Source organism: Acetobacterium sp., from assembly GCF_039830195.1.
Lineage (GTDB): Bacteria > Bacillota > Clostridia > Eubacteriales > Eubacteriaceae > Acetobacterium.
This window is the reverse complement of the sequence record NZ_JBDODG010000010.1, coordinates 25082-47706: the sequence shown is the minus strand read 5'-3', so window position 1 is coordinate 47706 and position 22625 is coordinate 25082. Positions and strand designations below refer to the sequence as shown.

The 22625-nt window shown below is 38.9% G+C and carries 26 protein-coding genes and 2 riboswitches; of the genes, 25 read left to right on the top strand and 1 reads right to left on the bottom strand.

Features of this window, described 5'->3' with window-relative positions:
• Window positions 1–66 precede the first annotated feature (66 nt).
• The 18 genes from ABGU93_RS03590 (at window position 67) to ABGU93_RS03505 (ending at window position 14482) form a co-directional block, all read left to right on the top strand.
• The gene (locus tag ABGU93_RS03590; RefSeq protein ID WP_347412140.1) at window positions 67–525 is read left to right on the top strand and encodes a DUF177 domain-containing protein; all 459 of its coding nucleotides are present in this window, start codon (window positions 67–69) and stop codon (window positions 523–525) included.
• Window positions 526–558: 33 nt separating this feature from the next.
• Window positions 559–738 carry a 50S ribosomal protein L32 gene (gene rpmF, locus ABGU93_RS03585; RefSeq protein WP_084504954.1) on the top strand — a complete coding sequence of 60 codons (180 nt, stop codon included), beginning with the start codon at window positions 559–561 and terminating at the stop codon, window positions 736–738.
• Between the two features lie 124 nt (window positions 739–862).
• Window positions 863–1858 (top strand): phosphate acyltransferase PlsX, encoded by a 996-nt coding sequence (plsX, locus tag ABGU93_RS03580; RefSeq protein WP_347412139.1) that lies wholly within the window; start codon window positions 863–865, stop codon window positions 1856–1858.
• A 3-nt stretch (window positions 1859–1861) separates the two neighbouring features.
• Entirely contained in the window at window positions 1862–2086 is a 225-nt protein-coding gene (acpP, locus tag ABGU93_RS03575) for an acyl carrier protein (protein WP_347412138.1), read from the top strand.
• 149 nt (window positions 2087–2235) lie between these two features.
• Complete coding sequence (gene rnc / locus ABGU93_RS03570) at window positions 2236–2898, top strand: ribonuclease III (protein WP_347412137.1); 663 nt, start codon at window positions 2236–2238, stop codon at window positions 2896–2898.
• A gap of 36 nt (window positions 2899–2934) precedes the next feature.
• Window positions 2935–6507, top strand: coding sequence for a chromosome segregation protein SMC (gene smc, locus ABGU93_RS03565; RefSeq protein ID WP_347412136.1), 3573 nt, complete (start codon window positions 2935–2937; stop codon window positions 6505–6507).
• Between the two features lie 85 nt (window positions 6508–6592).
• Window positions 6593–7495, top strand: a complete 903-nt coding sequence (gene ftsY / locus ABGU93_RS03560; RefSeq protein WP_347412135.1) for a signal recognition particle-docking protein FtsY — start codon at window positions 6593–6595, stop codon at window positions 7493–7495.
• Window positions 7496–7684: 189 nt separating this feature from the next.
• Window positions 7685–8041 (top strand): YlxM family DNA-binding protein, encoded by a 357-nt coding sequence (ylxM, locus tag ABGU93_RS03555; RefSeq protein WP_347412134.1) that lies wholly within the window; start codon window positions 7685–7687, stop codon window positions 8039–8041.
• Window positions 8042–8050: 9 nt separating this feature from the next.
• The gene (ffh, locus tag ABGU93_RS03550) at window positions 8051–9388 is read left to right on the top strand and encodes a signal recognition particle protein (protein WP_347412133.1); all 1338 of its coding nucleotides are present in this window, start codon (window positions 8051–8053) and stop codon (window positions 9386–9388) included.
• A 61-nt stretch (window positions 9389–9449) separates the two neighbouring features.
• Window positions 9450–9695, top strand: coding sequence for a 30S ribosomal protein S16 (rpsP, locus tag ABGU93_RS03545; protein ID WP_026394772.1), 246 nt, complete (start codon window positions 9450–9452; stop codon window positions 9693–9695).
• 16 nt (window positions 9696–9711) lie between these two features.
• Window positions 9712–9942, top strand: a complete 231-nt coding sequence (locus ABGU93_RS03540; RefSeq protein WP_026394773.1) for a KH domain-containing protein — start codon at window positions 9712–9714, stop codon at window positions 9940–9942.
• A gap of 68 nt (window positions 9943–10010) precedes the next feature.
• A complete protein-coding gene (gene rimM, locus ABGU93_RS03535) occupies window positions 10011–10526 on the top strand; it encodes a ribosome maturation factor RimM (RefSeq protein ID WP_347412132.1) in 516 nt (171 codons plus the stop codon).
• A complete protein-coding gene (gene trmD, locus ABGU93_RS03530) occupies window positions 10523–11242 on the top strand; it encodes a tRNA (guanosine(37)-N1)-methyltransferase TrmD (protein WP_347412131.1) in 720 nt (239 codons plus the stop codon). The genes rimM and trmD overlap by 4 nt, the downstream gene beginning before the upstream one ends.
• Window positions 11243–11331: 89 nt before the next feature.
• Entirely contained in the window at window positions 11332–11676 is a 345-nt protein-coding gene (gene rplS, locus ABGU93_RS03525) for a 50S ribosomal protein L19 (protein WP_347412130.1), read from the top strand.
• Window positions 11677–11753: 77 nt separating this feature from the next.
• Window positions 11754–12281, top strand: coding sequence for a signal peptidase I (gene lepB, locus ABGU93_RS03520; protein ID WP_347412129.1), 528 nt, complete (start codon window positions 11754–11756; stop codon window positions 12279–12281).
• A 2-nt stretch (window positions 12282–12283) separates the two neighbouring features.
• Window positions 12284–13123, top strand: coding sequence for a ribosome biogenesis GTPase YlqF (gene ylqF / locus ABGU93_RS03515; RefSeq protein WP_347412128.1), 840 nt, complete (start codon window positions 12284–12286; stop codon window positions 13121–13123).
• Window positions 13124–13340: 217 nt separating this feature from the next.
• Window positions 13341–14117, top strand: a complete 777-nt coding sequence (locus tag ABGU93_RS03510) for a ribonuclease HII (protein ID WP_347412127.1) — start codon at window positions 13341–13343, stop codon at window positions 14115–14117.
• Window positions 14117–14482 (top strand): YraN family protein, encoded by a 366-nt coding sequence (locus ABGU93_RS03505; RefSeq protein WP_347412126.1) that lies wholly within the window; start codon window positions 14117–14119, stop codon window positions 14480–14482. The genes ABGU93_RS03510 and ABGU93_RS03505 overlap by 1 nt, the downstream gene beginning before the upstream one ends.
• Before the next feature lie 76 nt (window positions 14483–14558).
• Here ABGU93_RS03505 and ABGU93_RS03500 read toward each other — a convergent pair whose 3' ends face one another.
• The gene (locus ABGU93_RS03500) at window positions 14559–14879 is read right to left on the bottom strand and encodes a nucleoside triphosphate pyrophosphohydrolase (protein WP_347412125.1); all 321 of its coding nucleotides are present in this window, start codon (window positions 14877–14879) and stop codon (window positions 14559–14561) included.
• Window positions 14880–15152: 273 nt separating this feature from the next.
• Here ABGU93_RS03500 and ABGU93_RS03495 point away from each other — a divergent pair, with 273 nt between their 5' ends.
• The 7 genes from ABGU93_RS03495 (at window position 15153) to ABGU93_RS03465 (ending at window position 22282) form a co-directional block, all read left to right on the top strand.
• Window positions 15153–15800, top strand: a complete 648-nt coding sequence (locus ABGU93_RS03495) for a sugar transferase (RefSeq protein ID WP_347412155.1) — start codon at window positions 15153–15155, stop codon at window positions 15798–15800.
• A 52-nt stretch (window positions 15801–15852) separates the two neighbouring features.
• A complete protein-coding gene (locus tag ABGU93_RS03490) occupies window positions 15853–16704 on the top strand; it encodes an NAD-dependent epimerase/dehydratase family protein (RefSeq protein ID WP_347412124.1) in 852 nt (283 codons plus the stop codon).
• A gap of 76 nt (window positions 16705–16780) precedes the next feature.
• Complete coding sequence (locus ABGU93_RS03485; protein ID WP_347412123.1) at window positions 16781–17884, top strand: glycosyltransferase family 4 protein; 1104 nt, start codon at window positions 16781–16783, stop codon at window positions 17882–17884.
• A gap of 57 nt (window positions 17885–17941) precedes the next feature.
• Window positions 17942–18871: a glycosyltransferase family 2 protein gene (locus tag ABGU93_RS03480; RefSeq protein ID WP_347412122.1), complete on the top strand. Its 930-nt coding sequence runs from the start codon at window positions 17942–17944 to the stop codon at window positions 18869–18871.
• Window positions 18872–18909: 38 nt separating this feature from the next.
• Entirely contained in the window at window positions 18910–20058 is a 1149-nt protein-coding gene (locus ABGU93_RS03475) for a glycosyltransferase family 4 protein (protein ID WP_347412121.1), read from the top strand.
• 392 nt (window positions 20059–20450) lie between these two features.
• On the top strand, window positions 20451–21326 hold the full coding sequence (locus ABGU93_RS03470) for an O-antigen ligase family protein (protein WP_347412120.1): 876 nt from the start codon (window positions 20451–20453) through the stop codon (window positions 21324–21326).
• A 32-nt stretch (window positions 21327–21358) separates the two neighbouring features.
• On the top strand, window positions 21359–22282 hold the full coding sequence (locus ABGU93_RS03465; RefSeq protein ID WP_347412119.1) for an ATP-grasp fold amidoligase family protein: 924 nt from the start codon (window positions 21359–21361) through the stop codon (window positions 22280–22282).
• A gap of 153 nt (window positions 22283–22435) precedes the next feature.
• Window positions 22436–22511: riboswitch (cyclic di-GMP riboswitch) on the top strand.
• Between the two features lie 31 nt (window positions 22512–22542).
• Window positions 22543–22617, top strand: a riboswitch (cyclic di-GMP riboswitch).
• The last annotated feature ends 8 nt before the right edge of the window (window positions 22618–22625 follow it).

Genomic DNA, 22625 nt, shown 5'->3' with positions numbered 1-22625 from the left:
AAGTATTTCACTTGACAAAACGGGCAATCGTCTATATAATGATGATTGCCCGTTTGGAGTGATAAAATGAATTTTGAAATCAATAAGCTATTGCAGGAAAAAATAATCCCTTTTGAATTTGTTGTAAAAAATACGGATTTAAATGATATAGAGGGAGAACTGGATGAAAATGGAGCCTTAGTGCGTGGAACCATTGAGAAAATATCGAAAGGTAATTTTCTGGTGACCTTCACCATCGAGATGACCATGATCTTTCCCTGTGCGCGTTGCCTAGAACCAACCCCCATCAATTGTCTTTATGACTATACTGATACGGTAACGGTTGAAGATGATGAAGCAATACTAGATTTATTGCCCATCGTTGAAGAATGCATTTATATTAATGAACCTTTCCGTGTACTGTGCAGTGAAGAATGTGTGGGTTTGTGTCCAAAATGCGGCAATAATTTAAATCACGAGCAATGTGAATGCGACAAGTTTGGTGATTATGATCCTCGATTTGAAGCGTTAAAAAATTTATTGTAAGTGAAATGACTTTACTATTAGGAGGTGTGAGTGATGGCTGTACCAAAGAGAAAAACTTCAAAGTCAAGAAGAGACAAAAGAAGAACACATTACAAATTAAATATTCCAGGAATGAGTACTTGTCCAAAATGTGGTGAAATTAAATTACCTCATCGAGTTTGCAAGTCTTGTGGCACATACAAAGACGTTAGCGTTATCAGCTTTAACGAATAAACAGAGTTTAGACTCTGTTTTTTCTCTATCTGGGATTATTTTACATCCCATAAAATTTTACCGATAGTATTTACTGAATAGATTTTTTCTGGGATAATAGACAGATATAAAGGAGGGCGTTATTTTGAACATATTTTTAGATGCCATGGGTGGCGATTATGCGCCTTATGAAATCGTCAAGGGAGCCATTGACGCTGTTAAAGAATATGACGTCAAGCTTACCTTGGTGGGTCGCAGGCAAGCCATTGAAGAAGAGCTTTCAAAATACGATTTCCCTAAAGACAAAATAGAAATTTTGCATGCAGAAACCGTCATTGAAAATACCGAAGAACCGGCCATGGCGATTCGCCGAAAACCCGATTCATCATTGGTAGTGGCGCTGGACGAAATGAAAAACAAGGAAAATGCAGTCCTGATTTCGGCCGGAAGCACCGGAGCACTGTTATCTGGTGGGTTATTAAAACTTGGTCGGATCAAGGGCATTAAACGTCCTGCGTTGGCAGCGACTTTGCCCAAAAATGACGGGGTTTTTGTACTCATTGACACGGGTGCCAATGCCGATTGCAAACCAGAATATCTGGAACAGTTTGCCCAATTGGGAAAAATTTATTCAGAAAATGTTTTAGGTAAAACAAATCCGGGTATTGGTCTGATTAATATTGGTGCTGAAGCAAAAAAAGGCAACAGTCTTGTAAAAGCCGCCTATGAGCTTTTGGAAGCTGGAGAATTTAATTTTTTGGGCAATGTGGAAGCGCGCGATATTCCAGAGACAAAAGCCGACGTTTTAGTTTGTGATGGATTCACAGGTAATATTGTGTTGAAATTAACCGAAGGCATTGCGGCGTATCTGCTTAAGGGTATTAAGACCTCAATTATGAGCAATACTAAAGGTAAAATTGGAGGAATGCTAATTAAAAATAATTTAAGAAGCTTTAAAAAACAATTTGACTATGCAGAATACGGCGGTGCGCCCTTTTTAGGTGTAAAAGGTGGGATTATAAAAGCTCATGGCAGCAGCGATGCTTTTGCCATCAAAAATGCGGTGAGACAGAGTATGAAATTTATCGAAAATGATGTGTTGCAAAAAATAACCGATAATGCAAAAAATATGGAGGCTTAAGTCATGGATGAACGATTTTTAAAAGTTACGGCAATTATTTCTGAACAGCTTGATGTTGACATTGAAAAAATTACCCTTGAAACCTCACTCATTGATGATCTGGAGGCAGATTCACTGGATGTGGTCGAACTGATTATGGCATTCGAAGATGAATTTGGAACAAAAATTGACGAAACTGCATTAGAAAATATTCAAACAGTTGAAGATATCATCAACGCAATTTCCTGAGCAAACAGAAGGGTGTCGCTGTCAAACACCGACACCCTTCTTCAACAAATTTAGGAATTTGGGTGATATCGTTGTTTGGTGTGGTTCTTTGGTGAGAAATAGCGAGAAACGTCAGGCGACTTCTCGTAATCGATAAGGGGGGATATTAAGTGACAATCGAAGAAAAAATCGATTACCGTTTCAAAAAAAAAGATTTATTAAAAGTAGCATTAACACATAGTTCACATTCAGGAAATTCGACCAATAACGAACGACTTGAATTCTTGGGGGATGCAGTATTGGAACTGATTATCAGTGAGTATTTATTTTTATCTCACAAATTATCCGAGGGTAAAATGACGAAAATCCGTTCCAATATTGTATGTGCCGAGTCGCTTTCCAAGGCTGCCTATGAACTCCAGCTGGGAGACCATATCTTCTTGGGAAAAGGTGAAATTGTAACCGGAGGGCGACAGCGAAAATCGAATCTTGCCAATGCATTTGAGGCCCTGATTGGGGCTGTTTTTTTAGATAGCAACTTTGAAACAACCCGGAAAGTTGTTTTGAAATTGTTGGAAAGCAATATCCAGTTGGCTTTATCCGGAGCCCTGGTTAAAGACTATAAAACGGAGCTACAGGAACACATTCAGAAAAACAATGACAATGTCATTGAGTATGTCCTGGATCGTTCCGAAGGACCAGAACACAATAAAACCTTTTATATTAAATTGATATTTAATGGTGATTGTGTGAGTCATGGCATCGGAAAAAGTAAAAAAGAAGGTGAGCAGGACGCTGCCAAGAACTATTTAATGAAGACCAGGAAAATTTAATTATCATAGGATACAGCGGGAAATTGAGGTGAGGGCTTGTATTTAAAAAAATTGCGATTGTCGGGGTTTAAATCATTTGCAGACCCTGTAAGCCTCGAGTTTTCAGAAGGTATTTCTGCAATTGTGGGACCTAACGGCAGTGGAAAAAGTAATATCACCGACGCCATCAAATGGGTCTTGGGTGAGCAAAGCATAAAATCCCTGCGGGGCAAAAAAATGGAAGATGTGATCTTCTCAGGAACAGAAAAAAAACAAGCCTCTGGTTATGCCGAGGTTGTTTTGATTTTAGACAACAAAGATGGCGCATTGGAAAACTACCCCCAAGAAATAGCGATCTCACGAAAATTATTTAGATCTGGGGAAAGTGACTATGCCATTAATAAAAAAAGCTGCAAACTGAAAGAGATCCACAGTATTTTTATGGATACCGGGTTGGGTAAAAATGGTTATTCGCTGATCAGTCAGGGCAGCATCGAGAATATTTTATCAAGCAGTCCCACCGAGCTTCGGAATATTTTTGAAGAAGCCGTGGGAATTGTTTCTTATAAAACGAAAAAGAATGAAGCCGAAAAAAAACTGGAGCAAACCCAGGGACATTTGGATCGGCTTCGCGATATTATGACAGAAATAGAAAAACAGGTGGGACCTTTAAAAAACCAGTCCCGGAAAGCCAAAAGCTGGTTAATCCTTCATGAGGAATTAAAGACCGTTGATTTGGTGATTTTCTATCGTAAAATGAGCGGTGCCGTTACATCACTGGAAGAAGCAAAAAAGAACCTTGAAGATCAAATAAATAGATGCGAACAAATTGAGGCAACTATCCAGAAAAAGGATGAGCTGTACCAACAATTGACTATTGAGAATCGGGAGTTGGATCTTTTAGCCGATGCCGAAAAGAAAAATCTCGGGGTGCTCAGAGCTGATTTCGATCAGGCTCAGCGGGAAGATATCCGTTGCAAAAGTCAGTTGGAAGCCAACGAAATAACTCAGGAACGTCTAAAAAACGAAGGTGAAAACCTGGCATCCCGAATTATCGAAACCCTGGAGCGAATCGATGGGTTGGAACTTGAAAAGAACGTCTTGACCGAGAATCTCCAGACCCATGAGTTGTCCTGGGGCGAACTGGAAAACACCCTAAATCTTTTACTGCTTGAAGAACAGCAAGAAAAAGATCGGATTAGAGCCACCCAGGATCACATTTTTAACCATCAATCGCTTTGTGAAAAACTGGAAACGAAGCGTTTTGAAATAAAAACAGCGATTCAGGAAGCAAAAACTGAGGCGTCTTTTACTGAAACATATCTGAATGAAACAGCGTCCAGTCAAAATAAAATTGCTGCAGACCTGGAACAGTATAAAAAAGAGTTGAACAGTCTGCTGGATGAAAAACAACAGCGGGAAGACCGGTATAAACAGTTACAAACCCAATATAATCACGATTTGGGCGAACAGAAGAGCCTCCAGAATCAAGCTCACCTGATTGCCAATAATTTGAAGGTTAATGCTTCCAAGGTGGAGTATTTAAAAAACATTCAAAAGAATTACCAGGATTATTTTCCGACTATTCGAAAACTGATGACTTCGGAAAAACTGTTGGGACCGGTGATCCATGAGGTTTATGGCCCGGTTGGCGAACTGATCTCCACCGAAGCCAAATATCTTCAGGCCATCGATATTGCTTTAGGCGCAAAAAGTCAGAATATTGTGGTTGCCAGCGTTAAGGTAGCCAGTGACTGCATTAATCTGTTAAAGAAAGAACGACTTGGGCGGGCGACATTTTTGCCCCTGGATAATTTAAAATACAGTTCAATCGATGATCGAACCCGAAACATGATTAAGAATATTCCCGGAGTCGAGGGGATTGCCAGTGACCTGGTTAAAACTGATGCCGCTTATGGGTCGGCCATTGAAAGCCTTTTAGGACGAATTATCGTTGCCAGAGATTTTGCTTCGGGTAAAGATATTCAGAAGAAGATGGCTTCTAAATTTACGGTTGTTACGCTGGAAGGAGAAATATTTTATCCCGGCGGAGCCATTGTTGGGGGGCAAAGCAAGGATAACCGACAGTCGCCGCTTTCTAAAAAAATTGAAATCCAGAATCTTGAAAAAGAAATGGATGAGCAGAAAAAAGCCCTGGATACTGTCAAGAATCAGGATGTGATGTTGCAAAAAACAGTGACCCAAACAGTAGATCAGTTAAAAGAGCTGGAAAATCAGTATAACCGCTGTAAACAAGCGCTGTGGGAGAAGAATAAAACGATTGAAGACTTGACTGGAAAGCAGCGAGAAAGCACGCAGTCGATTTCGGTTCAAAAGCAAAAACTTCAGGCGCTGAATCAAAAACTTGAATGTTTGAACAAAGAACTGTCGGAAATCGAAACAGCATACAATCAGGCTAAGGAAGTTACAAAAGTGCAGGAAACCGATGATCACGCTCAGGAGATCAGACAAAAACTGGACGATTTACGATTGAAAATATCAGAAAGCCAGATGATTATCACCCAGATCAAAGGCGAAATAGCCGGTTTTGATCAGCAAATCGTTTTGATGCAGGAACAGTTGACTCACCAGGTGGCCAGAAAAACCGCACTGGCGGAAGAAATGGCGAGCTACCAGAATGACTCGCTGGAATTGACCCGACTCCAGGAAAAACTTGGAGCTGATCATCAGCGGTTAAGCAAGCTGATTGAAGCCCATCGGGATAAAAATAAAAAATCGGTGGAACTCCAAAAAACCAATGTCCAGCGGCTGGAAACACTGCAGGAGGAAATAAAAAATGACAATCATCAATTGATTATTGACAATGACATAAAAAATACTATTTCCACCCAGTTGAACAGTCTGCAGCTACAGATGAGCCATTGGGAAGAGAATATGTATAAGAGCTATGAAATCAACTATTTAATGGCCGAAGATGCCTACCGCCAACTGGAAGCTGAACACAAGCTTGATGAGTTGGATTTGTCCGAAGAACGCCAACGAACCTTAAGAGAAAAAATTAGCGCTCTGGGGAACGTAAATCTCAACGCCATCGAAGAGTATGAGGAAATCATCACCCGGCATGATTTTATGAAAGAACAAATGGATGATCTCAAAGCTGGAAAAAGTGAACTATTGGACATCATCAACACGTTATACGACGCGATGACCGAGCAGTTTAAGGCTAACTTTATTAAGCTTCAAGAGAACTTTACCCGGATCTTCAGCATTCTATTTGAAGGTGGCCGGGCTTATCTGGAGTTTACGGATCCCACTGGCGTGCTGGAAGGGGGAATAGAACTGGTGGCGCAGCCCCCAGGAAAACGGCTGCGCCATATTTCCCTGCTTTCTGGAGGGGAAAAGTCAATGGTTGCCATTGCCCTGCTCTTTTCCTTTCTGGAAATAAATCCGTCCCCTTTTTGTGTGATTGATGAGGTGGACGCCGCCCTGGATGATCATAATATTTACCGTTACATCACTTATCTCAAAAAAGTAGCGGAACATAATCAGTTTATCACGATCACCCACCGCCGCACCACCCTGGAGGTTTGTGACAATCTCTATGGGGTGTCAATGTCAAAGGATGGGGTATCCCAATTGGTGTCAGTCCGACTGACGGACTACGCTTAAAATGGAATTACTATAGAATTGCAAACTGATTGCAAAACTTACTCACTTTCGCATTGGGCGGAGGATTTAAACTAAGGAGGCAATTATGGAATTAAGCTTATATGAACGGATGCGCAACAAACTGGTAAAAACGGCTGACAATTTCAAGGAGAAAATTGAAAATGTCATGTATATGGGAAGCTTTGATGATGATTTCTTCGACGAACTGGAGGAAACTCTGATTCTCTCAGATTTGGGGGCGCAAACCTCGGTGAAAATTACCGAGTCGTTGCGGGCAAAGATTAAAGAAACCCGGTCAAAAAGCAAGGAAGAAGTGATGGGCTTTTTAAAAGAAATCCTGGTGGAAATGGTTCAGGTGGAAACCGAAAAACCGCAGTTTCCAACGATTATGCTGGTTGTCGGCGTCAACGGGGTCGGGAAAACCACCACCATCGCTAAACTTTCTGAGCGTTATAAAAAAGAAGGAAAAAAAGTTGTTATTGCTGCTGCTGATACCTTTCGGGCTGCAGCGGTGGAACAACTGGATGAGTGGGCCAGACGAGTTGGGGTGGACATTATTAAAAGCACCACCGGCGCGGATCCAAGCTCAGTAATTTTTGATGCCATTGGTGCGGCCAAGGCCCGGAAGGCTGATATTCTAATTTGCGACACCGCCGGCCGATTGCATAATAAGGTCAACCTGATGAAAGAACTTGAAAAGATCAGCCGGGTGATAAACCGTGAAGGTGAAGGGTTTACCATTCATAATTTAATGGTCCTTGACGCCACTACCGGTCAAAATGCCATTAACCAGGCCAAAGTTTTTCATGACTGTGTGGAAATCAAGGGCATCGTCCTGACCAAGCTTGACGGAACCGCCAAAGGCGGCATCGCTATTTCCCTTATCGATGAAATGCAGATCCCCATTGAATATGTCGGTATTGGGGAAAAATCCGAGGACCTTATCGATTTTGATCCCAATAAATTTGTTGATCTGCTGTTTGAATAGGGCTTTAGTGATAGCGAAATGCGACTCCGCAGGTTGCGACAACTTTTTGATTTTTGAGAATAAAATTTCTTAAAATTATTGAAGAAATGTCCTGAAAATCGGGAATTAAAGCTTGACTTTTTCCCCGCCAGGACTTACAATAGGTAAGTCGTCAAGTAAATTTCCTTTACGACGATAATGAAGGTGCTTATGGAAAAAAAAGTAGGGGAACAGTATTTATTTGATTTTTATGGTGAACTGCTGACTGATAAACAAAAGCAGATTTTAGAGTATTACTACGACGACGATTATAGCCTGGCAGAAATTGCCGAGGTAATGACGGTTACCCGACAGGGTATTTTTGATGTGATTAAACGCTCTAAAGCCATGATGGAAGCCTATGAAGAAAAACTGGGACTCATCGCCAAGTTTTTAAAATCTCAAATTCTTCTGGAAGAAATAGAGAAAGAACTATTAGATTGTGTTGATCGGGAAAAAGACGAACAGCTTAAATCCGAATTGATGCTGGTGGTTGAAAAACTGAAAAATGTCAGTGAAGAAAACTAGAGGTGACAGATGATCTTTGAAGGATTAAATGAAAAATTTCAAAATATATTTTCCCAACTAAAGCGCAAAGGAAAACTCAGCGAAAAAGACATCCAGGAAGTTAATCGAGAAATTAAAATGGCTCTTTTAGAAGCCGATGTCAATTTCAAAGTCGTTAAACAATTTACCAAAAATATCGGTGAACGCGCAATCGGGCAAGAGGTGCTTAGCAGCCTGACGCCGGGCCAGCAGTTTATCAAGATTGTAAAAGATGAAATGACAACCCTTTTGGGTGGCGAAATCGAGCGCATGGACTTTGTTCAGGGTCGCCAGAATGTTTATATGATGGTGGGTCTCCAGGGGGCTGGTAAAACTACGACAGCAGCCAAGTTGGCCAACCTGTTGCGCAAAGAAAAGAAATTCAAACCCTTGCTGGTTGCCTGTGACGTCTATCGTCCGGCGGCAATTAAACAGCTGGAAATTCTCGGGGATGAGTTAAAGATTGATGTATATTCTGAACACGATGTAAAAGATCCGGTGGGCATTGCCAAACGGGGACTGCAAAAATCAATCGAAGGTCATTATGATCTGGTTATCATGGATACCGCCGGTCGCTTGCAAATTGATGAAGCACTCATGGATGAACTGGTCAACATCAAAGAAGCGATCAATCCCACTGAAATTTTATTAACGGTCGATGGGATGACCGGGCAGGAATCGGTCAATGTTGCCAATGAGTTTAATCGCCTGCTTGATATTTCAGGAGTAATTCTGACTAAACTCGACGGAGACACCCGCGGTGGGGCGGCCTTATCGATTACGTATACGATTGGCAAAGCCATAAAATATATCGGAACCGGTGAAAAACTGACCGATATTGAACTCTTTTATCCGGATCGGATGGCATCGCGAATTTTGGGAATGGGGGATGTATTATCCTTTATTGACAAAGCCCAAAGTATGATGGATGACGAAAAAGCCAAAGAGCTGGAAGAAAAGTTCAGAAATCAGGATTTTGATCTCAATGACTTTTTGGATCAGATCAAACAAATCGAAAGCATGGGCTCCATCAGCAGCTTGCTGGAAATGATGCCGGGAGCCAGTAAAAAAGCATTGAAGAATGTGGATTTATCTGGTGCTGATACAAAAAAAACCGAGGCCATCATCTTATCCATGACGCAGGAAGAGCGCCATAAACCAGGGATTATCAATGCCAGCAGACGAAGACGAATCGCGTTGGGAAGTGGCACCATGGTTGCGGATGTGAACCGGTTGTTAAAGGGATTTGAACAATCTAAAAAGATGATGAAACAAATGTCAAATCCAGGCATGGCAAAAAAAGGTCGCATGAAGCTTCCATTTATGTAAAATCAGTGTTATCAAGGACTTTATGTCATTAGATAAAGAAGTTAAGAAAGGGGGAACGAACATGGCAGTTAAAATCAGATTAAAAAGAATGGGTAAAAAGAAAAAACCTTTTTATAGAATCGTTGTTGCAGATGCACGAGCACCACGTGATGGTAAGTTCATCGAAGAAATTGGATACTACAACCCTTGTGTTGACCCTGCGCTCGTAAAAGTAGATGCAGATAAAGCCAAAACATGGTTGGCCAATGGCGCAAAACCAACGGATACCGTTAAGTATTTGTTAAAAAGAGAAAACGTAATCGAGTAGTACCAGGAGGTAAATGATGAAAGAACTTGTGGAAATTATTGCAAAAGCTCTTGTTGAACACCCCGATGCGGTATCTGTCCAGGAAGTTGAAGGCGAACAATCCATTATTTTGGAATTGAAAGTCGCTGACGACGATATGGGCAAAGTCATTGGAAAACAGGGGCGTATCGCAAAAGCAATTCGTACCGTCATAAAAGCCGCTGCCACGAAAGAAGATAAACGTGTCATGTTGGAAATCATCCAATAAAGGCATTGGGCTGTGTATACAGCTCTTTTTTTTCGTGTCTTTTCAGGGCATAAAAACAGGAGATAATAATGGAAAATAATAATCGTTTAATCATCATTGGCCGTATTCTTGGTGTTCATGGAATCAAGGGCGAATTAAAAGTTCAACCGCTTACCGACGATCCCGGACGTTTTTATGATCTGGAAGGGGTCACCCTGATCCATGACAAAACTGAAACAGATTACAAGATTACCAATTGCCGCCTCCACAAAACCAACGTGTTGCTGTTTCTTGAGGGCATCACCAACCGTAACGATGCCGAAGCATTGACTGGCAGAGAAGTCGGTATACCGAAAGAATTGGCGGTTTCGTTGGATGAAGATGAATTTTTTATCGAAGATTTATTGGGCCTGCCGGTTTACAATGACGGCCAGCTGCTGGGAAAAATTACCGATGTGATGCAAGCCGGAGGGGTGGATGTTTATACCATCACCGCAGGCAAGAAAGTCTACTGCGTTCCGGCCAGGAAGCTCTATTTTACAGAAATCAATGTAAAAGCCGGTCGGATCGACGCCAGCATCCCCCAGGAAATATTGGATCTATGAGGTTTTATTTTTTAACCTTATTCCCGGAAATCTTTGAAACTTATTTTCAAAGTGGGATGATTGGCCGCGGGGTCAAAGCTGGCCTGATTGACTATACTGTGATCAATATTCGGGATTTTTCCGGAAATAAGCATCATAAGGTCGATGATACCCCTTATGGGGGCGGTGCCGGAATGGTGATGGCGGCTCCACCGATTGTGGCGGCCCTGAAAAGCATTCCCGATTTCAGCAATTATCCAGTCATTTATTTAACTCCGGGAGGCAAACCATTTGAGCAAAAGGATGGGATCAGGCTTTCTGAGTGCCCGGGCATAATTTTTATCTGCGGCCATTATGAAGGCATCGATCAGCGGGTTATTGACGGTTATGTGGATCTGGAATTTTCAGTTGGCGACTATGTCTTGACCGGCGGCGAATTGCCGGCCCTGACTCTGGCTGATGCCATTGCCAGACATATTCCCGGTTTTCTGGGAAACTGCGATAGTTTGGCTGAAGAGTCTTTTGAAAGCCATCTACTGGAGTATCCCCATTATACCAAGCCTCGGGAATTTGAAGGCGAGGAAGTACCAGAAGTCCTCCTATCCGGCAATCATGCCGAGATAAATAAATGGCGTTTAAGCCAGGCCGAAACACGCACCCGACAAAATAGGCCTGATTTATTTGAAAAATACGAAAAACACAATAATACTAAAAAAACTTGCATAAAGAATAAATAAAGTGTATAATATGTCAGTATGTTATCAAGAGAGACGGTCCTCTGCACATGATGCATGAACGTCGAAAATCGAATATTAAGGAGAAAGAAATGGACATTATTAAAAAGATTCAATTAGAAAATATGAAGGCAGAGCCACCAAAGTTTAGTGTTGGGGACACTGTAAAAGTTCATGTTAAAGTAATCGAAGGTAAAAAAGAAAGAATTCAGATTTTTGAAGGCATCGTGCTTAAAAAACAAAACGGCGGCGTTGGCGAAACTTTCACCGTACGTAAAATCTCTTCTGGCTTTGGGGTTGAACGAACCTTCCTGATTCACTCACCAAAAATCGAAAAAGTTGATATTGTGCGACGTGGTAAAGTACGTCGAGCTAAACTTAACTATCTTCGTGATCGTGTTGGTAAAGCAGCAAAAGTCAAAGAAAAAAGAGTGTAATTCAGAGGCTGTCAAGCCTCTTTTTTGATTAACTGGCGTTTGAAAAAATAATTAGTTACTAGCAAGGAAGTGAAAAAATGAAAGAAGATCAGGAATCTAAAGGTAATTTGGAACTTAAAGAATGGATACAATCCGCAGTGATTGCCATTGTTCTTGCTTTTATCATAAAAATGTTTCTATTCGATTTTGTCATGGTCCAGGGAAGCTCCATGTTTCCGACCCTGGTAGAGGGTGATCGGCTGATTGTCAATAAAATCGGATATACCATTGGTGAACCGGACTATGGTGAGATTGTGATTCTCAGCTATAGTGACAGTATCGAGTATGTCAAGCGGGTTATTGGAAAAGGTGGCGATACCATTGAAATAAAGGATATGGTTGTTTACCGAAACGGCGAGCCTTTATCCGAAGATTATATCAGCACCGAAGCATACGAAGATTTTTCGAAAGTCACCGTCCCTACCGGCACTTATTTTGTCATGGGAGACAACCGAGCTAACAGTTCAGACAGTCGTTATCCCAGTTTGGGATTTGTGGAAAGGGATGCCATTGACGGGAAAGTTATTTTCAGAATTTGGCCCCTTTCAGAAATTGGACTGGTCTAAAAATGTCAGATGAAAAAATAGAATATATCCAATGGTATCCAGGCCATATGGCCAAAGCCAACCGGGAAATAAAAGAAAAGCTCAAACTCATCAATGTAGTTATTGAAGTGGTCGATGCCAGACTGCCGTTGTCAAGTAAAAATCCTGAGATCAACCAATATACCTGGAACAAGCAGCATATCTTGCTGCTGAATAAGTCGGATTTAGCTGATCCGGAAGTCAGCCTTGAATGGATGGACTGGTTTAAGAAAAACACCGATATTGAGAAAATTGTGCTTTTTGACGCCTTCGACCGACGGATGAAAACCGACCTCGTCAGGACCATTCATGAGCTGAATATTAAAGAAAAAGCTCAGGTAAAGTGCCTGGTTTGTGGAATCCCCAACGTCGGGAAATCAACGGTTATCAACAGTCTCATTGGTAAAAGGAAAACCCAGATTGGCAATAAGCCAGGGGTCACCAAGGGACAGCAATGGCTCAGCACCCCGGACCATCTGATGTTACTGGATACCCCGGGAATATTATGGCCGAAATTTGAAGATCCGCTGGTGGGACTGCATTTAGCCTGGTTGGGCTCCATCAAAGATACTATTTATGAAAAGGAAAATATTGCCGCTGATTTGCTGAAATACCTGTTGGTGTATTATCCCGATGAACTGGAAGCGATTTATAAAATCGAAGTAGCGGGAAAAAATCTTCCCGAGGTTTTCGACGCCATTGCCAAAAGTCGGGGACTGCTTATTAAAGGCGGCGAGTATGATTATGCCCGAACCAGTGTGCTAATTCTCAATGATTTCAAAAATGGCCGGATCGGCCGGATTACTTTGGAAAGACCGGAATAGCGTCGCATTTTTAAAAAGAGCTTCATAATAAGTCATATAAGAACAATCAATTTCTCTTATCAGAAATTTGGTTGTTTTTTATTTTGGTTAACTTGTCAAAGAATTGCAAAGTGGTTGGTATTTTGGCAGTGTGGTTTAATGGAGGGTGACTATTTTTTATATGAGATCTGTAGTATAATGGCGATAGAAAACAATGACTAAAATAAAAGAGGTAATTATGAATTCGTTTAAAGATATGACTGTCTCAGGTATCAGAGAATATGTTTCGACCAAACAAATTATATCATATCCTGATCTGATCCCGGTATTGAAAGAGGATGCCCGGGCAGCCGTTAAAAAAATTGGCGAATCGTTGGAAAAGAAAGTAGTAGCAAGAGATAAAGAAGCCGATCGAATAATAAAAATGAAATCAATTGAAACGGACTATTATCATAAAGGCATCTTAAGAATCGGCGGTATCGATGAGGTTGGCCGAGGACCCCTGGCTGGACCAGTAGTAACCTGCGTTATTCTTTTAAAGCCGGAATCCAACCGCTTATATGTAAATGACTCCAAAAAGGTTTCCAAGAAAATACGGGAGAACTTATGTGAACAGCTGCTTGAAGACGCAATAGATTATGCTATTGGCCAGGTAGATAATACTGTGATCGACAGTTTGAATATTCTGAATGCCACAAAAAAAGCCATGACGGATTCATTAAGTACATTAGCGGTAAAACCAGATTTGCTGCTGATTGATGCGCTGCATATTGATTCTGAAATTCCCCAGAAATCGATAGTTCATGGTGACGCTACCTGTTACGCCATTGCTGCAGCAAGCATCGTTGCCAAGGTTTACCGGGATAATCTGATGCAAATTTATCACGAGGAGTATCCGGAATATGGTTTTGATCACAATATGGGTTATGGCACCGCCGAGCATATTCAAGCCCTTCAGAAGTATGGACCGACACCCATCCACCGCCGAAGTTTCATCCGGAATTTAGGTTTGTAATGAAGACGCATAACTTTAAAAAAGGGAAGGCTGGGGAAGAATTAGCGGTAGCATTTTTAAAAAATAACGATCATCGACTATGTGAAATGAATTATAAAAAACCATCCGGTGAAATAGATCTCATTACTCAGGATGGTGATACCCTGGTATTCATCGAAGTAAAGTATCGAAAAAACCTCAATTACGGATACCCCCGGGAAGCGGTGAACCGGGCAAAGCAAAAGCGAATTACCAAAACGGCGCTCTGGTATTTAAAAGAAAAACAGCTTGATGATGTTAATATCCGCTTTGATGTCATCGAAATATATTATTGTTCTGATGGCGAGCAAGTGATTAACCATTTCGAAAATGCTTTTTCATTCTAATCAAAACTCATTCAATCAAAAAAACAGGACTGAAGTCAGAGAATCTGATATCAGTCCTGTCGTTTTTTGTGTAATACTATTGGCCGTCATCTACTGAGATCAGAAAAACTTTTTCAGAATAGGTACCCTTATTTTCTTTATTCTGAATTTTTAAATAATCAATATGAAGTGGCTCATACTCAAAGGTTTCCACAATTGCATCTAGCAATTCGTAGATATCCGAAAGTTCATCTTCCGAGGGTCTCTTCAAAAAAATTTGAGCCTTTTCAAGAAGCTTTTCTTTTAATGCATCTCTTACTTCTGATTCACCTAAGATTTTGTACTCACAGGTACGTCCGCTGCCTTTAATGATTTCGGGAATCTTATCCCGAACAATTTTGTTGTACTCAACTTTCATAATCTATCACCTCAAGCATATTATACCCAACGGTTCCGTTTAAAAACAAGAGGGATAATATATTTTTAAGAAAAAACCTGACTGGCTTCGATTTGATATGTGATTAATCGAAAATTATACTATGGAATCGGGTAAATGTACTTGGGTAGATCACTTTCGTATTAACTGTTTTCATCAGGATATCATGAAGTGTATCAAAATGCTGCTGATGATCGATTATTTAGATGTATTTAGGGTAAATATATCACAATCTAATACAAGGGGGTGTGGAGCATAAGTTATTCTAAAACTAAGCGAATTCTGGACATAGTATTTTCATTAATCGGAATTGTTATTCTGTTACCTGTGATTTTAATAATCATAATAATCATTAAAATTGATTCCAGGGGTCCAGTTCTTTTTAAACAAAAACGTGTAGGAATTCACAAATCTCATTTTTTTGTATTAAAATTCAGAACCATGAAAATCGATGCTCCCAAGGACATTCCGACCCATCTTATGGAGAATCCTGAATTGTATATAACAAGATCAGGAAAGATCTTAAGAAAAACAAGCCTGGATGAATTACCGCAAATTTGGAATATTTTAGTTGGAGAGATGAGCATCATTGGACCAAGACCAGCTCTTTGGAACCAGTATGATTTAATTACGGAGCGTGACAAATATGGTGCGAATGATGTACCAGTGGGACTTACGGGATGGGCTCAAATTAATGGCCGTGATGAATTACCCATTGAATTGAAAGCAAAACTTGATGGTGAGTACGTTAAAAATATGAACCTGGGGATGGATATTAAATGCTTTTTAGGCACGATCAAAAGTGTTCTCAAAAAAGAAGGCGTCGTTGAAGGTGGTACGGGTAAGATAAAAATGGATGAATCTGAAAATAAAAATGAGTCGGAAGAGACGGTAAGAAAATGATGGTTATAAAAGTATAATGTTCCATATCAGCCGTTAGCGAAGGAGTATTAAAATGAAAAAGATTCTAGTCACTGGTGCGAATAGTTATGTGGGCATCAGTTTTGAAAATTGGCTTAGACAGTGGCCGGAAGCATATCAAGTTGATAGTATTGGATTAAGAGGTGACGATTGGAAAGACCAAGACTTTTCTCAGTATGATGTTGTTTATCATCTCGCCGCCATTGTTCATGTTAAAGAAAGTGATTCAGAAAAATACTTTGAAGTAAATAGGGATTTAGCTTTCGATGTGGCAAAAAAAGCTAAACAATCAGGTATCAACCAATTTATTTTCATGAGTACAATGGGAGTTTATGGATGTGAGTCCGGTTATATCAAACCCGAAACACTACCAACACCCAAAACGCCATATGCGATATCAAAGTTCGAGGCCGAAAAGCTCATTATTCAATTGGCGGACGATCATTTCAATGTAGCGGTTCTCAGACCACCGATGATTTATGGAAAAGACTGCAAAGGGAATTACCCGAGACTAGCTAATATGGCGTTGAAACTACCATGCTTTCCAAAGATTGAAAATGAGCGAAGTATGCTTTACATTGACAATTTATGTGAATTTGTCAGAGTCGTGATTGATCAAGAAGACTCGGGTTATTTCTTTCCCCAGAATAAAGAATATGTGAATACCAGCGAATTGGTGAAAACTATCGCAGAAGTACATGGAAGAAAGATATGTTTAACTAGAATATTCAATGGTGTTATAAAGCTACTCGGATTAAAAGTGGAATTGATTAATAAGGTCTTTGGAAGTTTAGTTTATGAAAAATCAATGAGTGAATATCAAGTGAATTACCAGATACGGGGATTTCTGGAGTCGATCGCTTTGACAGAGGTCGAAGAGGAATGATAACAAGAGTGCTTAAGAACTGGGCAACACGAAAAATTCAGAAAACAAATAGCAATTAGCTTCAAGGGGACTAACGATGAAAAAATTACTATTTATTATGAACGTAACTAATCAAATAACAAATTTTGCCATTCCTTCGATTGTTGCAGCTCAGGAAATGGGCTATGAATTTCATCTGGCTGCAAATTGTTCGAATTTCAAAGATGATGCATCGAAATATCATATAAAAATTCATCATATCGATATTGATAGAAACCCTTACAATTTCAGGCAGAATCGCAAAGCTTACAGGCAAATGTTAAGCTTAATGAATGATGAAAAGTTTGACGCAATTCACTGCAATACCCCAATGGGAGGAGTCCTGGGAAGACTCTGTGGTAAGAAAGCTAAAGTTTCAAAGATAATTTATACGGCTCACGGATTTCACTTCTATAAGGGCGCTCCAATCTTAAACTGGCTAGTGTATTATCCCGCTGAGCTTATTTTGGGCAGATACACAGATCTTCTGATAACAATGAACAAAGAAGACTATGAAAGGGCTAAAAAGCACTTTAATTCTTGTCGAGTAGAGTATATTCCAGGAATCGGAATTGATGTTAATAATGTTGTGATGGATCGACGAAAAAAAAGAAAAGAATTAGAAATTCCCGATCAGACAATGGTTTTGTTAACGGTTGGGGAAATGATAAAAAGGAAAAATCATGAAACAGCATTAAAAGCAGTTGCTAAACTGAAGAATCGGAATTTCATTTATTTAATTTGCGGAATGGGTGTTCTTGAAGATGACCTAAAAGAGCTGGCAATTAATTTAGGTATCGAGAAGAAAGTGCGATTTTTGGGGTTTCGCAATGATATTCGAGAAATTTGCATGGCATCAGATATCTTTGTTTTTCCATCATATCAGGAGGGATTGCCGGTGGCTGTCATGGAAGCCATGTCTGTGGGATTACCTATTGTAGCATCATCAATCCGAGGTAATACAGATCTGCTTGCTGATGGTGAAGGTGGATTTTTGCATCAACCGGAAGAAGTCGGGAAAATATCAGAAAGCATCGATAAAATTATCGCTGATCCAGAGTTGAGGAAAACAATGGGTCAGAGAAATTTGGATGAAGCTAAGAAATATAATGAAGAGATTGTAAAAGAGCGAATGCTAGAGCTATATCAGAGCATTCTATAATAAATCAAATCTGTCTGTAGATGAAACAGTCAAATACTAAGTGAGGTAAATATTGACATGAGTATTAGCTCTGAAAAACCTTTAGTCAGTGTTGTTATACCAACCTATAGAAGGCCAATTTATTTAGAACGTGCTATAGAAAGTGCACGTTGTCAGAGTTATCAAAATATCGAAATAATTGTCGTTGATGATAATGATGCGAATACCGAATTTAGATCTGAAACTGAAAAGTTGATGAATAACTATGCGAATACAGCCAATATTTTATATCTCAAGCATGAGTTTAATAAGAATGGTGCGGCTGCCAGAAATACCGGGTTAAAAAAAGCATCAGGAGATTATATTACATTTTTGGATGACGATGATGAGATGCTTCCAGAAAGGCTTGAATCTCAAATCGATCTGATGGAACGGCTTGATAAAACATGGGGAGCATGTTATACCAAATATAAAAAAATAAAAGGAAATAACGAAATTCTAGTATCTTCGGAAAACAGACAAGGCAATTTATATATTCAGGCATTAATGCGGTCTATATATATCGGTTCAGGCTCAAATCTCTTAATCAGAAAAAATATTGCTGAAGCGGTGAGTGGTTATGATGAGTCGTTTAACAGGAATCAGGATCTGGAATTTCTGGCAAGAATTCTGGAAAAACACAAACTCGCATTTATTGATGAATGTACTTTAATCATTCACTATGAAGTTAGAGAAAAAAAAGATACCTATGAAGGCTTATTAGCTATTGATGAATTTTATTTGAATAGATTTGGACATAGAATTGAACAACTATCAAAAGAAAATAAACACAAAGTGTTAGCAATGATTGCTCTTGAACGTTTTAGATATTCGATAAAATACTGCAAAGTGAATGATGGTTTAATCAATCTAATTAACACGAAAGTGACTTTATTTGAGTTTTTGCGGTATATCATTTATATTCTTCATCGGGCGGTTACAAAAAAGTCCTATGGATTTAGAATCTAAATAGAGTGATTTCTGATTAGTAAATTGCGAGGGATTAAATGAGTGATATAAAACATATATGTATTATAACCTATGGTTATCCGCATGAAAAAATGCCTTATTTCTATACGTTTGTGGATAAACTTGTTTGTGCTATAGCGGATCAGGGAATTAAATGTACGGTCATTAATCCGGTTGGAAAGAAAATTGGTCACAGTCATTTAATGCCTCCTACCAGTTGGACAAAAAAGACAAAAAATGGCAGTGTAATAGAACTATTCTGTCCGCGGTATTTGTATTTTTACGCTACGAAAGTAGGCGGTTTCAACACTGGAGTGCTTACCTTTCATTTGTTCATGAAAGCTGTAAAAAATACGATCAAAAAATACAATCTCAAACCAGACTGTTTATATGCACATTTTATATTTCCGGCAGGAGCAGCAGCGGCAGTTGTCGGAAATGAAATTAAATTGCCAGTATATTTTGCTTACGGAGAGAGCACATCCTGGGGAGTAGAAGTGCTTGGAAAAAGTCGGTTAAAAAAGTATTTCAAGGGGATAAATGGGGTTGTGGCGGTATCATCAGCAAAGAAGGAAGAGTTGCTTGGTTTTAATTTGATTTCAGAAGAGAAAATTGAAGTCTTTCCAAATGCTGTTGATGATACGGTTTTTTTCCCGAGACAAAAAAGTGAGATGCGTAAAAAATATGGGTTTTCCAGCAGCGATTTTATTGTCGGTTTCACAGGAAACTTCAACGAATCAAAAGGAGTAATGCGTTTATTAGAAGCGGTGAAAACAAATGAAAATATAAAACTGGTTCTTATTGGTGGCGGAAAGGATCGCCCCGAAAGTAATAATATTATTTTCAAGGGATTTTTGCCTCATGATGAAGTGCCTTTAATGCTTAGTACTTGTGATGTATTTGTTTTGCCCACCCTAAATGAAGGATGCAGCAATGCAATCATTGAAGCAATGGCCTGTGGATTACCTATTATCAGTGCCGACAGATCATTTAACTATGATATTTTGGACAAGACAAATGCGATTTTAGTTGATCCGGAAAATGTAAAAGAAATCAGAAATGCAATCATTAAACTGATGGAATCAGTGGAACTAAGGAAGCAACTCAGCGAAAAATCCTTTCAGAAATCAAAAAAACTATCGATCGAAAAGAGAGCGTTTGATATTTTGAAGTGGATGAATTTGTGATTCGCAACATTTTAAAATATAAATTAAGATTTAGATCTTTGCTAATTCATTTATAAATTGGACGGGAGTAAAGCAAGATGAAAAGAATCACTTTAAGTCAAGTAACCAATTTCGTAATGTTTATGTATATATTAAGTCTGTACTTATTCACATTCCGAGCAGAGTGGACGCTAGTGAGTAATTCTCTAGCATTAGTTCTAATGTGCCTAATTTGGGTTGAGATTATAATTTTGCAAAAGAAAATTGTCTTTAATACATTTATGTTTATATATATGCTGTTTATAGTTGTCTGTATTATATCAGTTTTGTACGCCATTGATCCAATTACATCCGTCACTAAAGTTCAAACACTGATTCTAATTTATATACTCATGTTATCGCTGATAAATTATATGGATTCTTATGAAAAAGTGTTTTATTTAATGAAATGTTTTGTTTTTTCGGGTTTTATAGCCAGTATTTATATTCTGATCAATGCCGATTTTACCATTTTAAATCGGTTTGGGGGTGAATTGGGAAATGAAAATGCAATTGGTATAATTATTGGAATTTCTTCAATATTTGGTCTGTTCTATTTATTAAAAAATAGGAATTACTGGTATTTAATTATTATCTTAACAAACCTGACCGTTATCTTGTTAACCGGCTCGAGAAAAGCGTTGATCCTTGTGGTGATATCGATGGCAACTGTTCTGATTTTCAAAGAAAATGGAAATTTGAAAAGTAAGTTAAAATCCATTTTAGTAAGTATTGTCCTGATCGGTATTGTTATATTTGTGATAAACAATGTCGCAATATTTTATGAAATTATTGGCAGAAGAATGGTTAGTATGTTCCAGTTTATTTTAGGAGAGGGTACTTCAGAAGGATCGATCAATACACGATCAGATATGATCAAATGGGGATGGGTATGGTTCAAAGAACGGCCATTATTTGGTTATGGTATTGATAACTACAAATATTTGTATGGTTATATAAACAGCGAAGGCGATGTTTATTCTCATAATAATGTAATTGAACTAATGGTTGGAACAGGGATTGTGGGAACTGCATTATTTTATATTGCGAACATTATCGTCGTTAAAGATTTACTAAAAGCATCAAAACTTACTTCTAAACTGTTGTGCTATTCTTTTATTGCAATCATTGCTGGATATATATTTATGTCAGTTGGTCTGATTTATTACTATGGAAAGCATATTAGTATAATATTAGCAGTAGGAAGCATCATTTATCGGTTATCTAAAACGGAGTTGAAAAACAGTTGAGGATATCTGAATGAATATAAAGTGAGGGTCAGATGATAGTGAAAAATATATTTAAATGGATAAAAAACCCGAAACATGCTGTGCGTTTCATGTTAAGGTTAAGAATTTCGCGACTTATTCCAGATGAAAAATTCTTAAAGTTGAAGTATAAGTATTTAATAGGAAAGAACTTGAATCTGAATAACCCGCGTTCTTTTAATGAAAAACTGCAATGGTTAAAACTCCATGATCGAAAACCGGAATACACAAAATTTGCCGATAAATATGAGGTTAGAGAACATATCAGAAAAACAATTGGTGCAGAGTATTTAATACCCCTAAAAGGTGTCTATGATAGCGTTGATGAGATAAACTGGGATGATTTACCAAAAAGCTTTGTTTTAAAATGCACACATGGGTCTAGTTCAAATATAATTTGCGTAGATAAAGAAGCGCTTAATGTCGACAAAGCAAAAAAAAGTCTGAAGAAGTGGATGAAAAAAAACTGGTATTGGTTTGGCCGAGAGTGGCAGTACAAAAATATTAAACCACGTATTCTTTGTGAAAGTTTCATTGTTGATGAATCAGGCATCGAGTTGAAAGATTATAAATTTATGTGTTTTGGGGGTAAAGTCAAGTGTACTTTTGTCTGTATGAATAGAAATACAAAGAATGGACAGGTCCTGAATATCGACATTTATGATACTGATTGGAAGCTCATGCCGTTTAAACGATATGCTCCAAATAGCGGACGATTAACACCGCGACCCAGAGATTACGATAAGATGGTTTATCTTGCAGAAATCTTGGCAGCGGATACTGCTTTTATCAGAGTCGATTTTTACGAAACAAATGAACAGTTATACTTTGGCGAATTAACCTTGCATCCGCAATCTGGATTTGGAAAGTTCTCACCGGAGTCGTATGATTATTTACTTGGTAGTTGGATTAATTTGCCCAACAAAGCGAATGATTAATGGAAGTTTTGACGACTTGGTTTTAAAATTCAGCAATAAATCACCTGATCTAAAATATTTAAAATAAATATTGACAATGCAGCTAAGATGTGATAATGTAAATTCATAAATACTATATATTAATATTATAATATTCGTCGTGGAATAGCTTTCCAACGATAAAGGCAAACCTGCCGAAAGACAGGGACGCAAAACTACAGGGCCTGTAAAATGGCAGCCAGTTACCGAAGGGAGAGTTTTTTGTTTGTTAATCTTCTTGTTCAACGAAAAGGCAAACCAGTCGAAAGATTGGGACGCAAAGCTAAGGGCCTGTAAAATGGCAGCCAGCTACCGAAAGGAATAC

Excerpts from the sequence above, each read along its gene's own strand:
- ABGU93_RS03470 (WP_347412120.1), top strand. The coding sequence starts at position 20,451 with ATGGATTCTTATGAAAAAGTGTTTTATTTAATGAAATGTTTTGTTTTT.
- ABGU93_RS03490 (WP_347412124.1), top strand. The coding sequence starts at position 15,853 with ATGAAAAAGATTCTAGTCACTGGTGCGAATAGTTATGTGGGCATCAGT.
- lepB (WP_347412129.1), top strand. The coding sequence starts at position 11,754 with ATGAAAGAAGATCAGGAATCTAAAGGTAATTTGGAACTTAAAGAATGG.
- ABGU93_RS03475 (WP_347412121.1), top strand. The coding sequence starts at position 18,910 with ATGAGTGATATAAAACATATATGTATTATAACCTATGGTTATCCGCAT.
- rimM (WP_347412132.1), top strand. The coding sequence starts at position 10,011 with ATGGAAAATAATAATCGTTTAATCATCATTGGCCGTATTCTTGGTGTT.
- ylqF (WP_347412128.1), top strand. The coding sequence starts at position 12,284 with ATGTCAGATGAAAAAATAGAATATATCCAATGGTATCCAGGCCATATG.
- ylxM (WP_347412134.1), top strand. The coding sequence starts at position 7,685 with ATGGAAAAAAAAGTAGGGGAACAGTATTTATTTGATTTTTATGGTGAA.
- ABGU93_RS03540 (WP_026394773.1), top strand. The coding sequence starts at position 9,712 with ATGAAAGAACTTGTGGAAATTATTGCAAAAGCTCTTGTTGAACACCCC.
- rpsP (WP_026394772.1), top strand. The coding sequence starts at position 9,450 with ATGGCAGTTAAAATCAGATTAAAAAGAATGGGTAAAAAGAAAAAACCT.
- ABGU93_RS03465 (WP_347412119.1), top strand. The coding sequence starts at position 21,359 with ATGATAGTGAAAAATATATTTAAATGGATAAAAAACCCGAAACATGCT.
- rpmF (WP_084504954.1), top strand. The coding sequence starts at position 559 with ATGGCTGTACCAAAGAGAAAAACTTCAAAGTCAAGAAGAGACAAAAGA.
- trmD (WP_347412131.1), top strand. The coding sequence starts at position 10,523 with ATGAGGTTTTATTTTTTAACCTTATTCCCGGAAATCTTTGAAACTTAT.
- ABGU93_RS03485 (WP_347412123.1), top strand. The coding sequence starts at position 16,781 with ATGAAAAAATTACTATTTATTATGAACGTAACTAATCAAATAACAAAT.
- ABGU93_RS03505 (WP_347412126.1), top strand. The coding sequence starts at position 14,117 with ATGAAGACGCATAACTTTAAAAAAGGGAAGGCTGGGGAAGAATTAGCG.
- ffh (WP_347412133.1), top strand. The coding sequence starts at position 8,051 with ATGATCTTTGAAGGATTAAATGAAAAATTTCAAAATATATTTTCCCAA.
- ABGU93_RS03590 (WP_347412140.1), top strand. The coding sequence starts at position 67 with ATGAATTTTGAAATCAATAAGCTATTGCAGGAAAAAATAATCCCTTTT.
- ABGU93_RS03510 (WP_347412127.1), top strand. The coding sequence starts at position 13,341 with ATGAATTCGTTTAAAGATATGACTGTCTCAGGTATCAGAGAATATGTT.
- acpP (WP_347412138.1), top strand. The coding sequence starts at position 1,862 with ATGGATGAACGATTTTTAAAAGTTACGGCAATTATTTCTGAACAGCTT.
- rplS (WP_347412130.1), top strand. The coding sequence starts at position 11,332 with ATGGACATTATTAAAAAGATTCAATTAGAAAATATGAAGGCAGAGCCA.
- ABGU93_RS03480 (WP_347412122.1), top strand. The coding sequence starts at position 17,942 with ATGAGTATTAGCTCTGAAAAACCTTTAGTCAGTGTTGTTATACCAACC.
- ABGU93_RS03500 (WP_347412125.1), bottom strand. The coding sequence starts at position 14,879 with ATGAAAGTTGAGTACAACAAAATTGTTCGGGATAAGATTCCCGAAATC.
- ftsY (WP_347412135.1), top strand. The coding sequence starts at position 6,593 with ATGGAATTAAGCTTATATGAACGGATGCGCAACAAACTGGTAAAAACG.